The following is a 14,054-nucleotide window of genomic DNA, read 5'->3' as shown; positions in this document are numbered from 1 at the left end:
CGGGTCAGTTGTGCGCGGGCCCGCAGGCGTTCTGGAGCATGTAGAAGTGGTGCAGGTACGCCGCGTGGTACGAGGCACTGGTGATCCGCACGAACGCCTCGTCCGTCACCCGCAGCGACGATCCGGTGAGGTTGTGGCTGCCGGTGTAGACGCGGGGCGTGATGTCACCGCCGTAGTCGCCGTCGATCAGCAGGTACTTGTCGTGCGGGTGCGGTCCGGCCGGGTTGCCGTCGCGGCACCAGCGGTACCGGATGTGGGCGCTGTCCAGGGCGGCCCTGGTCGTGTAGTCCATGTCCCGCACGACGAGATCGACCCAGCAGCCCTTGTTGTGCAGGTCGACGAGCTTGTCGAGGACCTGGCCGCGGTTGTCGTAGAAGAACGTGTGGGCGATCCGCACATCGGTCTGGTGCCGCTTGCCGTCGGTCCCCGTGTACCAGCAGGAGACCTCGTTCAGCGCGTTGACGAGCGGGTCGGTGGCCGGGTTCTCCTCGGCGGAGTCGGGGCGCGGCAGGAAGAACGCGCGGTACGTCGATCCGGAGGCGGTGGAGAAGTAGGGGTTGCTCGTGACGGTCTGCTGGTGCCGCGTCGTGTACTGCAGGTCGTGGTAGGTCAGGTAGCCCTGGTACACGGCGTCGTCGGCGAACGTCACCGCGTCCTGGTAGGCGCGGGCCGCGTCCCAGTCCGTGAGGTTCGAGGAGGTCTGGAAGACGACCTTGGAGTACGTGGCGCCGTCGGCGAAGGGGCCGGTGCGCGAGAAGAGGAAGTACTTGTTGTGGTTGTGGGACCCCTTCGCCGTGCTCAGGCAGCCGCGCTGCACGTCGTCGACGCCGTCCGCGTCCTCGAACCTGTCGTCGCAGACGACGACCCAGGAGGCCTTGGTGTCGTCGGTGCCGAGACCGGCCTTGAGGGCGTCGTAGGCGGGGTTGGCGAACTCCTTGCCGGTGTCGGCCGCGACGTAGGTGGAGTCGTCGAGGATCACCTTCACGGACACCCCGCGCCGCTGCGCGGCCAGCAGCGCGTCCACGATCCGCTGGTCGTTGATCGCGAACACCGAGCCGCGGATCTGCTCACCGGCGGGGGTGGCGTCGATGAGCCCCACCAGCTGATCGAAGACGGCCCGCTGCTCCTGGACGGTCCCGACGGGGTTGTTGAAGACGGGCTGCCCGACGACGGGCGCCGCGACGGCGGCACCGACGGCGGTCCCGTCCGCCGCGGCGGCGCTCTGCACACCACCGCCGAGCACCAGCCCGGCGAGGACGGCCATGGATCCGGCCAGGGCGGTGAGGGGTCTGCGTATTCTTTTGATCACGGCGGGCCATCCTAGGGATCACACCGCCAAAGGGCGTCTGAGCGAACGGAGTTGGGCGTGTCGGGACCGGACGGAGGCGCAGGCGGGTGGCTGGAGCGCGTGGCTGCCGTGCGCCGCGGGCTCGCCGAGCAGGGGCCGCCGCGGCGTCCCGACGGCGCTCCGGACTTCGCCACCGTCACGCTGCCGGAGCGCGACTGTGATCAGGTGCGTGACCTCCTGGTGCACGAGGCAGTCGGCACGGTCGTCGAGATCGGGCTCGCCTACGCCGGCTCGGCGCTGGCGATCGGCGAGGCGCTGGTGCGCACCGGTGCACCGAACCCGCGGCATGTGGTGATCGACCCGTTCCAGTACACGGCGTACGACGGTGTCGGGTGGGAGCTGCTGTGCAGCGCCGGACTGGACGGCATCGCCGAGCTGGTGACCGAACCGTCGCAGCGTTTCCTTGCCCGGCTGGCCGACGCGGGCTTCGCGGCGGACGCGGCGTTCGTCGACGGCAGCCACCACTTCCACAACGTGTTCGTCGACCTTCACTTCCTGGGCGAGATCGTCCGTCCCGGGGGCGTCGTGCTGCTCGACGACGTCTGCTGGCCGTCGGTCGGCGCCGCCGTGGCGTACTTCGAGACCCATCTGGGGTGGCGTCCGATTCCGGGCGCTGTGGCCGGGGGCGCCTCGGACCCGGCCAGTGGTCGGCCGCGGACCGGGGCCTACCGGCTGCCCGACCCGCGCCCGACGCCCGACTTCAGGGATTTCCGGCCGTTCTGCTGACCGGTGCGGGGCTACCCGTCCTTCCGCGCCACCACATACCCCCGCCCCCGCGTCTCCTCCCCCTGCGGCTCCCGTTCCACCCGCGCCCACACCCGCAGCCCCGCCTCCTCCAGCAAGCCGGCGATCGTGTTCACCGGGCGGAACCAGTAGTCCAGGTCGATCTCGTGGCCGAAGCGTTCGGAGAGGTGGAGGTGGTCCGTCCGGTCGGGGGAGGACGAGGTCTGGAAGGCGAGCAGTGCCGGGGCGCCGGGGAGCAGGACGCGGTGGAACTCCGCGAACACGGTCGGCAGGGCCTCGTCCGGAACGTGGATCGTCGAGTACAGGGCCGTCAGTCCGGACAGGGACGCCGGCGGGAGGTCCAGGGACGTCATCGAGCCCACGTGGAAGCGCAGGTCGGGGTACGCCTCCCGGGCCAGCGCCACCATGCGCGGGGAGACGTCCACCCCGAACACCGGCAGGCCCAGCGCGTGCAGCCGGGCCGTGAGACCGCCGGGGCCGCTGCCTACGTCGGCCACGGGGGCCGTACCCCCGCCCCTGCCGCTTCCCGCGTCGGCCACGGGGGCCGTAGCACCACCCCGGCCGCTTCCCGCGTCGGCCACGGGGGCCGTAGCACCACCCCGGCCGCTTCCCGCGTCGGCCACGGGGGCCGTACCCCCGCCCCTGCCGCTCCCCCCGTCGGCCGCGGGGCCCGTACCGCCGCCCCGGCCGCCACCCGTCTGCACCAGCTCCGCGAAAGCGGTCAGGAGGGCCTTCTCCAGGGGCAGGTCCGTCGACCAGTCGGGGAAGCGGGCCGTGTACTCGCGGGCCATCGTGTCGTAGGAAGCGCGGGCTGCGTCGGCGTAGTCGGTCACGGGCGGGCACCCTAGCGCCGCGCTTGCGGGGGCGTCCTCCGTTTTGCCGTACCCGCACCTCGCGCCCGCCGTCACCGTTCCGTCTGCTGAACAGATCGGCGTGGCTGTGCCGTGACGTGGTATGCGTGGAGGGAGTACATGGGTGGGTGGACCCCCGGGCCGAGAGGGCCGGCGAGTTTACCCACCTCCACCGGCACCTATGCGTCGGACGGCCAGATTTCCTTCCCCTAACGGGCTGAACTTTTGTTGATCGAGGGTCAGTTGGCCGCCTCGGCGTCCTACCCTTCAGAGGGTGAAGCAATTGATGTCGCCCAAGACCGAGGCCGATCACCCCGACGGCAGTGCCCTGCCCGGCACACTGCCGGAGGAGCTGCGCGCCGAACTCGTCGCCTTCCGCCGCGACCTGCACATGCACCCGGAGCTCGGCAACCAGGAGTTCCGCACCACCGCGGCGATCAAGGCCTGGCTGGAACGCGCCGGGCTCCACCCGCGCGTCCTCAGCGTCGGCACCGGGCTCATCTGCGACATCGGCGCCGACCTCGGCGTACCGGAGGACGGCATGCTCGCCTTCCGGGCCGACATCGACGCCCTCCCGATCCCGGACACCAAGACCGAGTGCCCGTACCGGTCGACCGTGCCCGACCGCGCCCACGCCTGCGGCCACGACGTGCACACCACCGTCGTCCTCGGCGCGGGCCTGCTCCTCGCCGAGCTGCACCGGCAGGGCCGCCTGCCCCGCCCCGTCCGGCTGATCTTCCAGCCCGCCGAGGAGGTGCTGCCCGGCGGCGCCGCCGACTCCATCAAGGGCGGCGCGCTCGACGGCGTGCGCCGGATCATCGCCGTGCACTGCGACCCCCGGGTCGACGCCGGCCGCGTCGGCCTGCGCACCGGCGCCATCACCTCCGCCTGCGACCGGCTGGAGATCTCCCTGGACGGCCCCGGCGGCCACACCGCCCGCCCGCACCTGACCACCGACCTGGTCACCGCCGCCGCCCGCGTCGTCACCGACGTGCCCGCGCTCGTCGGCCGCCGTATCGACACCCGCGCGGGGCTCGCCGTCACCTGGGGCCGTATCGAGTCCGGCCACGCCCCCAACGTCATCCCGCAGCACGCCGAGCTGTCCGGCACCGTGCGCTGCCTCGACATCGACGCCTGGCGGCAGGCGCCCGACATGGTCGTCGCGGCCATCGACGAGGTCGCCAACCTGCACGGCGCCAAGTCCGAGATCAACTACGTCCGGGGCGTGCCGCCGGTCGTCAACGACCCGGCCGTCACCGACCTGCTGCGCGACGCGATGACCGTACGGCGCGGGCCGGAGGCGATCGAGGGCACCGAGCAGAGCCTCGGCGGCGAGGACTTCTCCTGGTACCTGGAGCACGTGCCCGGCGCCATGGCCCGCCTCGGCGTCCGCACCCCCGGCGAGCGCACCGTGCGTGACCTGCACCAGGGCGACTTCGACGCCGACGAGTCCGCCATCACGGTGGGGGTGGAGCTGTTCACCGCGGCGGCCCTGCTGGACGCCGTGAGCTGACCCGCCGCGCCCACCGTGCCCCTCGGCGTCCCCGCCGAGGGGCAGGTACCGCCATCCGGCGCAATACGTTCGTAAGCCGTTCGTGCACACACCGCAACATCGGCCGGTGACCCCCAAGACCCTCAGTTCAGCCGCTGTTTGCCTCGAATCGATAACGGCTTCGGAAGAGGTCTTTTTCTGACATCTACGCGCGTTACGATGCCGCGAAGCCGACGCCGCCGGGGCGTCTCGGCTCGGGCACTGGCAAGGTGCTCACAACAAGCGCCGACATGGCGCTCAGGTCAGGTGTAAGGAGCCTCCCGTGCGCCGGGTAGCCAAGCTTTCCGCTGCGTGTATCGCGTCCGCAGCACTCGCACTGTCTGCCACTGCCTGTGGCAGCACCTCCTCCGACAACGACACCTCCTCCGGTTCGTCCGACGGCGGCAAGAACGGCGTCAAGATCGGTCTCGCCTTCGACGTCGGCGGCCGTGGCGACCGCTCCTTCAACGACTCCGCCGCGCGCGGTGCCGACAAGGCCAAGGAAGAGTTCGGCGGTGAGATCAAGGAGCTGACCGCCAAGACCGCGGACACCGAGGCCGACCGCGAGCAGCGCCTCACCGACCTCGCCCAGGCCGGCTACAACCCCGTGATCGGCGTCGGCTTCTCCTACGCCACCGCCATGGGCAAGGTCGCGGCGAAGTTCCCGAAGACGAACTTCGGCATCATCGACTCGGTCGTGGACGCCAAGAACGTCAACAGCATCACCTTCACCGAGGAGCAGGGCTCCTACCTGGCCGGCGTCGCCGCCGCGCTGAAGACCAAGAAGGACCACGTCGGCTTCATCGGCGGTGTCGACACCCCGCTGATCAAGAAGTTCGAGGCCGGTTACGTCCAGGGCGTCAAGGACACCAAGCCCTCGGTCAAGGTCGACGTCCAGTACCTGAGCCGCGGCACCGACCTGTCCGGCTTCTCCAGCCCCGACAAGGGCAAGGAGGCCGCGCAGGGCATGCTCGACAAGGGCGCCGACGTCATCTACACGGCGGCCGGTTCCTCCGGCAACGGCGCGATCGAGGCCGTCGCCGGCAGCAAGGGCGCCTGGGCCATCGGCGTGGACTCCGACCAGTACAACATCCCGGGTCTCGCCAAGTACAAGAACTCGATCCTGACCTCGATGGTCAAGAACGTCGACGTCGGTGTGTACGAGTTCATCAAGTCCGTGCACAACGGCAAGCCGATGACCGGCGTCAACAGCTACTCGCTCGCGAAGAACGGTGTGTCGCTGGCCACCAGCGGCGGCTTCATCAAGGACATCCAGCCGAAGCTGGACGAGGCCAAGAAGAAGATCGTCGACGGCACCATCAAGGTCAAGACCACCCCGTGACCTGAGGTCCCGCCGGACCTGACAAGGCTCGGCGACGGGGTGTTCCGGCACCCCTCGCCGAGCCATAACAATGTGTCAACTCTACGCGTGTAGCGCGGAGTTGCCGCGCTAGCGTCGCCGACGCCTGCCCTCCCCTTCAGCCCTTTCCCCGAGGAGAGTGCGCCATCAACGCGTCCAGCCCTCCCGCTGCCGTCGAACTGCGCGGCATCACCAAGCGTTTCCCGGGTGTCGTCGCCAACCGCGACATCGACATCACCGTCCGCAGGGGCACGGTCCACGCCCTCTGCGGCGAGAACGGTGCCGGCAAGTCCACCCTGATGAAGATCCTCTACGGCATGCAGCAGCCGGACGAGGGCACCATCACCGTCGACGGCAGCCAGGTCACCTTCCACAACCCCGCCGACGCCATCGCCCGCGGCATCGGCATGGTGCACCAGCACTTCATGCTCGCCGACAACCTCACCGTGCTGGAGAACGTCGTCCTCGGCGCGGAGAAGCTGTACGGCATCGGCGCCAAGGCCCGCGCGAAGATCCAGGAGATCTCCGACGCGTACGGCCTGAACGTCCGCCCGGACGTCCTCGTGGAGCAGCTCGGCGTCGCCGACCGTCAGCGCGTGGAGATCCTCAAGGTCCTCTACCGCGGCGCCAGGACGCTCATCCTCGACGAGCCCACCGCCGTGCTGGTGCCCCAGGAGGTCGACGCCCTCTTCGACAACCTGCGCGAGCTGAAGGCCGAGGGCCTCACCGTCATCTTCATCTCCCACAAGCTGGGCGAGGTCCTCTCCGTCGCCGACGAGATCACCGTCATCCGGCGCGGCACCACCGTCGGCACCGCCGACCCCAAGACGACCACCACCAAGCAGCTCGCCGAGCTGATGGTCGGCAGCGAACTGCCCACGCCGGAGACGGAGGAGTCCACCGTCACCGACGTGCCGCTGCTCCAGGTGGAGGGGCTGCACCTGACGCAGACCGACCTCGACGGCGTCGAGCGGGTCATCCTCGACGACATCGACTTCACCATCCACAAGGGCGAGGTCCTCGGCATCGCCGGCGTGGAGGGCAACGGCCAGTCCGAGCTGGTCGAGGCGATCATGGGCATCCGCACCCCGGACGCCGGTGTCATCACCCTCGACGGCGCCGAGATCTCCCAGCTGCCCACCCGCCGCCGCCGCGAGTCCGGCGTCGGCTACATCCCCGAGGATCGCCACCGCCACGGCCTGCTCCTGGAAGCGCCGCTGTGGGAGAACCGCATCCTCGGCCACGTCACCGAGCGCCCCAACTCGCGCGGCGGGCTCCTCGACCTGAAGGCCGCCCGCGCCGACACCGAGCGCATCGTCGAGGCCTACGACGTCCGCACCCCCGGCATCGAGGTCACCGCCGCCTCGCTGTCCGGCGGCAACCAGCAGAAGCTGATCGTCGGCCGCGAGATGAGCCACGAGCCCAAGCTGCTCATCGCCGCCCACCCCACCCGTGGCGTGGACGTCGGCGCGCAGGCCGCGATCTGGGACCACATCCGCGAGGCCCGCCGCGAGGGCCTGGCCGTGCTGCTGATCTCCGCCGACCTGGACGAGCTGATCGGGCTCTCCGACACCCTGCGGGTGATGTACCGCGGCCGCCTGGTCGCCGACGCCGACCCCGCCACCATCACCCCCGAGGAGCTCGGCTCCGCGATGACGGGTGCGGCCTCCGGCCACCTGGAGCACCCGGAGCAGACAGAGGACGACGACCGATGAACAAGCTGACCCAACGCATCGACAAGGAGCGGCTGCTCCTCGGGATCGCCGCCCCGCTGCTGGCGCTCGTCGCCGCACTCGTCGTCACCGCCCTGGTCATCCTCGCCACCGGCAAGAACCCGGGCGCGGCCTTCAGCGAGATGGGCTCGTACGGCGTCGCCAGCGACAGCCAGGTCTACATCCTCAACAAGGCGACGACGTACTACCTGGCGGGTGTCGCGGTGGCCATCGGCTTCCGCATGAACCTGTTCAACATCGGCGTCGACGGCCAGTACCGGCTCGCCGCGTTCATCGCCGCCGTCCTCGGCGGCGCGCTGACCGCGCCCGGCTGGATCGCCATCCCGCTGATCATCCTGTGCGCCATGGCGACCGGCGCCCTGTGGGCGGCCATCGCCGGCTTCCTGAAGGTGACCCGCGGCGTCAGCGAGGTCATCTCGACGATCATGCTGAACGCGATCGCCACCTCGATCATCGCCTACCTGCTCCAGCCCGGGAAGCTCGCCGAGCTGGACGCGGCCGGCACCACCGTGCTCACCCACCCGCTGCCGAAGTCGTCGTACTTCTTCAGCATCGACACCGGCCCCGCCGGCGTGCTGTGGGGCTTCCTCTTCGTCGCCGTGATTGTCGGCATCGCCTACTGGTTCGTGCTCGGCCGCACCCGCTTCGGCTTCGACCTGCGCACCGTCGGCCAGTCCGAGACCGCCGCCGCCGCGAGCGGTGTCGGCGTGAAGAAGATGGTCGCCACCAGCATGCTCATCTCGGGCGCGGTGGCCGGCCTGATCGGCATGCCGACCCTGCTCAACGACAGCCACACCTTCAGCAACGACTTCCCGACGGGCATCGGCTTCACCGGCATCGCCATCGCGCTGCTCGGCCGCAACCACCCGATCGGCATCGCGCTCGGCGCCCTCCTCTGGGGCTTCCTGGAGCGCACCACCAACCACCTCGAGTTCGAGGGCTACGACAAGGAGATCCTCGGCGTCATCCAGGGCGTCATCGTCCTGTGCGTCGTGATCGCCTACGAAGTCGTCCGCCGCTACGGCCTCAAGCGCCAGCAGCAGCGGGTCGGCGCCGAACTCGCCGCCCAGGCCGCCGCCACGACGAAGAAGCAGGAGGTGGCGTGATGACTGCCACGATGACCGACGCGCCGCCGCCCGCGGCGCCCAAGGCCGACAGTGGGCAGGCCCGTTCCGGCCGGTCCTGGGGCCAGATCCTGCTCATCGTCGCGGGCGCGCTGCTGCTCGTCGCCGCGGTCCGCGTCATCACCGGCGCCGACCAGCTCACCTCGGCGGGCCAGATCAGCGCCGCGCTCGGCCTCGCCGTGCCGATCGGCCTCGCGGGCCTCGCCGGTCTGTGGTCCGAGCGGTCCGGCGTGGTCAACATCGGCCTTGAGGGCATGATGATCCTCGGCACCTTCGGCGCGGGCTGGATCGGCTGGCAGTCCAGCCCCTGGCTCGGCCTGCTGTGCGGCATCGGCTTCGGTGTCCTCGGCGGCCTGGTGCACGCCGTCGCCACCGTCACCTTCGGTGTCGACCACATCGTCTCCGGTGTCGCGGTCAACCTGCTCGCGGTCGGCGCCACCCAGTACCTCGCCAAGCTGTTCTTCGCGGACGGCGACGCGGCGGAGGCGGGCGGCAACCCCAAGCAGTCCCCGCCCGCGGACACCCTGCCCACCATCGACGTACCGGGCCTGTCCGACGGCCTGCAGTCGATCCAGAAGCACCACTGGTTCCTCGTCTCCGACCTCGCGGGCATCCTCGGCGGCCTGGTCACCAACCTGTCCGTGGTCACCGTCCTCGCCGTGGTGCTGTTCGTCGCCACGTGGTGGCTGCTGTGGCGTACGCCCTTCGGCCTGCGGCTGCGCTCCTGCGGCGAGAACCCGGTCGCCGCGGAGTCCCTCGGCGTCAACGTCTACCGGTACAAGTACGCGGCCGTGGCCGTCTCCGGCGGTCTCGCCGGCCTCGGCGGCGCCTTCCTCGCGCTGGTCACCTCGCACATCTACCAGGAGGGCCAGACCGGCGGACGCGGCTACATCGGCCTCGCCGCGATGATCTTCGGCAACTGGCGGCCGGGCGGTCTGGCGATGGGCGCGGGCCTGTTCGGCTTCTCCGACGCGCTCCAGCTGCGCAACGGCGGTGAGACCGTGCACGCGCTGCTGCTCCTGCTGGTCGTGCTGCTGGTGCTGCTCGCCGCGTGGAAGCTGTACCGCAAGGCGCTGGTCCAGGGCATCGTGAGCGCCGTGATGGCCGCGCTGGTGCTGGTCTGGTACCTGCTGACCGACGAGGTCCCGAACGAGTTCGTGGGCGCCACCCCGTACGTCGTCACCCTCCTCGTGCTGTCGCTGTCCGCGCAGCGCCTGCGGATGCCCAAGGCGGACGGCATGCGCTACCGGAAGGGCCAGGGCAAGTGAGCCGGGACGCCGGCGCGTTCGACTGGGAGGCGCTGCGGGAGGTGGCGCGCGAGGCGATGACCCACGCGTACGCCCCCTACTCCGGCTACCCGGTCGGCGTGGCGGCCCGGGTCGACGACGGCCGCACGGTCGCCGGCTGCAACGTGGAGAACGCCTCCTACGGCCTCGGCCTGTGCGCCGAGTGCGGTCTGGTGTCGGAGCTGCAGCGCACCGGCGGCGGCCGGCTGACCCACTTCACGTGTGTGGACGGCACGGGCGGGCTGCTCGTGCCGTGCGGCCGGTGCCGGCAGCTGCTGTACGAGTTCGGCGGCCCCGACCTGCTGCTCGACACCCCGGCGGGCATCCTCCCGCTCTCCGAGATGCTGCCGCAGGCCTTCGGCCCCGACCATCTCACCCAGTAACTCCCGTACGGCCCTCCTGACACCCTCAGGAGGGCCGCACACTTCCTGAACCTCGGAAGGAACGCCATGGCCATGGACGCCATCTCCGTCATCCGCACCAAGCGGGACCGCGGCGAGCTGAGCGACGAGCAGATCGACTGGGTCATCGACGCGTACACGCGCGGCACGGTCGCCGACGAGCAGATGTCCGCGCTCGCCATGGCGATCCTGCTGAACGGCATGAACCGGCGCGAGATCGCCCGCTGGACGGCGGCGATGATCGCCTCCGGCGAGCGCATGGACTTCTCGTCGCTGTCCCGCCCGACCGCCGACAAGCACTCCACCGGCGGCGTCGGCGACAAGATCACCCTGCCGCTCGCACCCCTGGTCGCGGCGTGCGGCGCGGCCGTGCCCCAGCTGTCGGGCCGCGGCCTCGGCCACACCGGCGGCACGCTGGACAAGCTGGAGTCGATCCCCGGCTGGCGCGCGCTGCTGTCCAACGAGGAGATGCTGCACGTCCTGGACACCACGGGCGCGGTGATCTGCGCGGCGGGCGACGGCCTGGCCCCCGCGGACAAGAAGCTCTACGCCCTGCGGGACGTGACCGGCACGGTCGAGGCGATCCCCCTGATCGCCTCCTCGATCATGTCGAAGAAGATCGCCGAGGGCACCGGCAGTCTGGTCCTGGACGTCAAGGTCGGCACCGGCGCCTTCATGAAGACGATCGAGGACGCCCGCGAGCTGGCCTCCACGATGGTCGGCCTCGGCACCGACCACGGCGTGCGGACGGTCGCGCTCCTCACGGACATGTCCACCCCGCTCGGCCTCACCGCGGGCAACGCCCTGGAGGTCCGCGAGTCGGTCGAGGTCCTGGCCGGCGGCGGCCCCGCGGACGTCGTCGAGCTGACCATCGCCCTGGCCCGCGAGATGCTCGACGCGGCCGGCGTCAAGGACGCCGACCCGGCGAAGGCCCTCGCGGACGGCTCGGCGATGGACGTCTGGCGCCGCATGATCGCCGCGCAGGGCGGCGACCCGGACGCCGAGCTGCCGGTGGCGAAGGAACAGCACGTCATCAAGGCCCCCGCCACCGGCGTACTCACCCGCCTCGACGCCTACGACATCGGCGTCGCCGCCTGGCGCCTGGGCGCCGGACGCGCCCGCAAGGAGGACCCGGTGCAGGCGGGCGCGGGCGTGGAGCTGCACGCCAAGCCCGGCGACGAGGTGCGCGAGGGCCAGCCCCTGCTCACCCTCCACACCGACACCCCGGAGCGCTTCGACTACGCCCTCCAGGCAGTCGAGGACTCCTACGACATCGCGCCCCCCGGCACGGCGTTCACGCCGTCCCCGGTGGTGCTGGAACGCATCGCCTGACCCTTGCGGACAACGGGACCGGCGGAGCACCGCCGGTCCCGGCACTCACCCCAGCAGCGCCGCCACCAAGACCAGCACCGGTACCGACACCACCGTCGACACCAGGATCGCGTCGCGGGCCAGGCGCTCGGCCACCCGGTAGCTCGACGCGTACGTGTACAGGTTCTGTGCCGCGGGCAGTGCCGACGTCACCACCACGTCCAGCAGCGGGGCGCCCCGCAGGCCGAAGACACCCGTCGCCAGGGCCCAGGCGGCCACCGGCTGGCCCACCGTCTTCAGGGCGACCGCCAGCAGCACCTGACGCCGGTCCGGGCCCCGCCCGGGCAGCGTGCTGCCGCACAGGGAGATGCCGAAGGCCAGCAGCACGGCCGGGACCGACATCCCGCCGATCAGGGTCAGCGGGTCCATCACCGGCGCCGGGACCCTCAGACCCGCGGCGGACACCGCCACCCCGGCCAGCGAGCCGACCGCGATCGGGTTCCGCAGCGGCGTCAGCAGCCGCAGCCACAGCGGCCCCTTACCGCCCTTGCCGGACAGGTCCAGGATCGTCAGCGCGACCGGCGTGACCCCGACGAGCTGGAACAGCAGCGCCGGCGCCACCAGCGAGGCGTCCCCCAGCACGTACACCGCGATCGGGATGCCGAGGTTGCCGGAGTTGACGTAGCTGGAGCACAGCGCGCCGATCGTCGTCCGGCCCACACTCCAGCCCCGTACGGCCCCCACCGCCACGAAGACACCGGCCGCCGCGGCCGTGCTCAGGGCGGTCACCAGGAGCCGGCTGGAGAACACCACCGACAGGTCGGTCCGCGCGAGCGTGGTGAACAGCAGCGCCGGGGACGCCACATGGAAGGCCAGCTTGGTCAGCACCTCGCGGCCCTGCTCACCCAGCGACCCCAGCCGCCCGATGACATAGCCCACGCCGATGACGACCGCGATGACCGCGAACCCGTTCAGCACCCCCTGCACAGGGACCCACCCTCCGGGGCGGCCGCATGCCAGGTCAATGTGATCCTCGTCTGCCCCCACCGATGAGTTGCCGCCGCCCCGCCGGTCTACCGCACGTGGACGCCACGACACCCGCCGTACTCAGCCTCTCCGGCCCCGTCGCCCGCGACGAGGTACCGGAACTGTGCCATGCCGTCCGCACCCTGCTGGAGACCACCCCGACCGGCGTGGTCGTCTGCGACGTGGGCGGGCTCGGCCCGCCCGGACTGGCCGCCGTGGACCTGCTGGCCCGGCTCCAGCTCACCGCCCGCCGGGCCGGGGGCCGGATACGCCTGCGCGACCCGGACCCCGCGCTACACGCCCTGCTGCACCTCGTCGGCCTCCGCTTCGAGTGTGAGGGGCAGACCGAAGAGCGGGAACCAGCGCTTGGTGTCCAGGAAGCAGTGGAAACCGGTGATCCGCCCGTCTGAGATCTCCAGCACCTGCACCGCCCACGCGGAGAAGCCGCCGGTCTCCGGCTCGGGCTTGTAGTGCGCGAACCCCGGCAGGCCGTTGACCTGCACCGGCAGCAGCCTCGACCCCGCGCACGAGGCGCCCAGCGTGGTCATGAAGCCGGTGATGTCCGCCGGCCCGGACAGCCACAGGTCGAACGGCGGCATCGTCATGATCGCGTCTTCGTGGAGCAGCGCCGTCAGCGCCGTCATGTCGTACCCCTCGAAGGCCGCGACATAGCGCTCCAGCAGCTTCTGCTGCTCCGCGTCCAGCGGATCCGAGACCGCCGCCTCGGCGCCCGGCTCCTGCCGCTCCGCCAGCGTGGCCCGGGCCCGCTGCAGCGCGCTGTTGACCGACGCGACCGAGGTGTCCAGCAGCTCGGCGACCTCACTCGCCTTCCACGCCAGCACCTCCCGCAGGATCAGCACCGCCCGCTGCTTCGCCGGCAGCTTCTGCAGCGCCGCCATGAACGCCAGCCGCACGGTCTCCTTGGCGACCGCCGCCTCCGCGGGGTCCTGCACGCTCGGCAGTACCCGCGCGTCCGGCATCGGCTCCAGCCAGGTGTGGTCGGGACGCGGCGACAGCGCCGCCTGCGCCAGCGGCGTCGCCTCCGTCAGGTCCATCGGGCGAGCCCGCTTGTTGCCCGCCGACAGCATGTCCAGGCAGACGTTCGTCGCGATCCGGTACAGCCACGAGCGCAGACTGGACCGCCCCTCGAACTTGTCGAAGCTGCGCCAGGCGCGGACCATCGTGTCCTGCACGGCGTCCTCGGCCTCGAAGGACGAGCCGAGCATCCGGTAGCAGTACCCGGTCAACTCCGTCCGGTGCTGCTCCAGCCGGACGTCCAGGTCCGTAGTAGTCGCCGTATCGCTCATCGGTCCACCCACCCCATGTGGCACTGCGGTAG

Annotated in this window: 13 protein-coding genes; 9 read left to right on the top strand and 4 right to left on the bottom strand. The window is 71.1% G+C overall.

Annotated elements, in window-relative coordinates; all coding sequences use genetic code 11:
• Positions 1 to 4 precede the first annotated feature (4 nt).
• Complete coding sequence (locus IE308_RS18860) at positions 5 to 1,309, bottom strand: phospholipase D-like domain-containing protein (RefSeq protein WP_190218797.1); 1,305 nt, start codon at positions 1,307 to 1,309, stop codon at positions 5 to 7.
• Positions 1,310 to 1,408: 99 nt separating this feature from the next.
• Between IE308_RS18860 and IE308_RS18855 the strand changes: the two genes are divergently transcribed.
• Positions 1,409 to 2,074, top strand: coding sequence for a class I SAM-dependent methyltransferase (locus tag IE308_RS18855; RefSeq protein WP_229908931.1), 666 nt, complete (start codon positions 1,409 to 1,411; stop codon positions 2,072 to 2,074).
• Between the two features lie 11 nt (positions 2,075 to 2,085).
• On the opposite strand, the gene IE308_RS18850 is transcribed toward IE308_RS18855, so the two are convergent.
• Positions 2,086 to 2,925 (bottom strand): class I SAM-dependent methyltransferase, encoded by an 840-nt coding sequence (locus IE308_RS18850; RefSeq protein WP_229908930.1) that lies wholly within the window; start codon positions 2,923 to 2,925, stop codon positions 2,086 to 2,088.
• A 304-nt stretch (positions 2,926 to 3,229) separates the two neighbouring features.
• Between IE308_RS18850 and IE308_RS18845 the strand changes: the two genes are divergently transcribed.
• From IE308_RS18845 to IE308_RS18815, 7 genes are all read left to right on the top strand, one after another.
• Positions 3,230 to 4,456: an amidohydrolase gene (locus IE308_RS18845; protein WP_190218862.1), complete on the top strand. Its 1,227-nt coding sequence runs from the start codon at positions 3,230 to 3,232 to the stop codon at positions 4,454 to 4,456.
• 301 nt (positions 4,457 to 4,757) lie between these two features.
• Entirely contained in the window at positions 4,758 to 5,816 is a 1,059-nt protein-coding gene (locus IE308_RS18840) for a BMP family lipoprotein (RefSeq protein ID WP_110629986.1), read from the top strand.
• A 197-nt stretch (positions 5,817 to 6,013) separates the two neighbouring features.
• A complete protein-coding gene (locus IE308_RS18835) occupies positions 6,014 to 7,549 on the top strand; it encodes an ABC transporter ATP-binding protein (RefSeq protein WP_110629987.1) in 1,536 nt (511 codons plus the stop codon).
• Positions 7,546 to 8,673 (top strand): ABC transporter permease, encoded by a 1,128-nt coding sequence (locus IE308_RS18830; protein ID WP_110629988.1) that lies wholly within the window; start codon positions 7,546 to 7,548, stop codon positions 8,671 to 8,673. The genes IE308_RS18835 and IE308_RS18830 overlap by 4 nt, the downstream gene beginning before the upstream one ends.
• Positions 8,673 to 9,959, top strand: coding sequence for an ABC transporter permease (locus tag IE308_RS18825; RefSeq protein WP_190218796.1), 1,287 nt, complete (start codon positions 8,673 to 8,675; stop codon positions 9,957 to 9,959). The genes IE308_RS18830 and IE308_RS18825 overlap by 1 nt, the downstream gene beginning before the upstream one ends.
• Entirely contained in the window at positions 9,956 to 10,360 is a 405-nt protein-coding gene (locus tag IE308_RS18820; protein WP_190218795.1) for a cytidine deaminase, read from the top strand. The genes IE308_RS18825 and IE308_RS18820 overlap by 4 nt, the downstream gene beginning before the upstream one ends.
• A 66-nt stretch (positions 10,361 to 10,426) precedes the next feature.
• Entirely contained in the window at positions 10,427 to 11,710 is a 1,284-nt protein-coding gene (locus tag IE308_RS18815) for a thymidine phosphorylase (RefSeq protein WP_190218794.1), read from the top strand.
• Between the two features lie 45 nt (positions 11,711 to 11,755).
• On the opposite strand, the gene IE308_RS18810 is transcribed toward IE308_RS18815, so the two are convergent.
• The gene (locus IE308_RS18810) at positions 11,756 to 12,676 is read right to left on the bottom strand and encodes an AEC family transporter (protein WP_190218793.1); all 921 of its coding nucleotides are present in this window, start codon (positions 12,674 to 12,676) and stop codon (positions 11,756 to 11,758) included.
• Positions 12,677 to 12,738: 62 nt separating this feature from the next.
• Between IE308_RS18810 and IE308_RS18805 the strand changes: the two genes are divergently transcribed.
• On the top strand, positions 12,739 to 13,125 hold the full coding sequence (locus IE308_RS18805) for an STAS domain-containing protein (RefSeq protein ID WP_190218792.1): 387 nt from the start codon (positions 12,739 to 12,741) through the stop codon (positions 13,123 to 13,125).
• Here the strand turns inward: IE308_RS18805 and IE308_RS18800 are convergent.
• Positions 13,009 to 14,022 carry a sigma-70 family RNA polymerase sigma factor gene (locus tag IE308_RS18800; RefSeq protein ID WP_190218791.1) on the bottom strand — a complete coding sequence of 338 codons (1,014 nt, stop codon included), beginning with the start codon at positions 14,020 to 14,022 and terminating at the stop codon, positions 13,009 to 13,011. The genes IE308_RS18805 and IE308_RS18800 overlap by 117 nt on opposite strands.
• Between the last annotated feature and the right edge of the window lie 32 nt (positions 14,023 to 14,054).

This window comes from Streptomyces griseosporeus (assembly GCF_014656055.1).
Lineage (GTDB): Bacteria > Actinomycetota > Actinomycetes > Streptomycetales > Streptomycetaceae > Streptomyces > Streptomyces griseosporeus.
The sequence above is the reverse complement of the archived record's forward strand: the minus strand, read 5'-3'. Positions and strand labels throughout refer to the sequence as shown.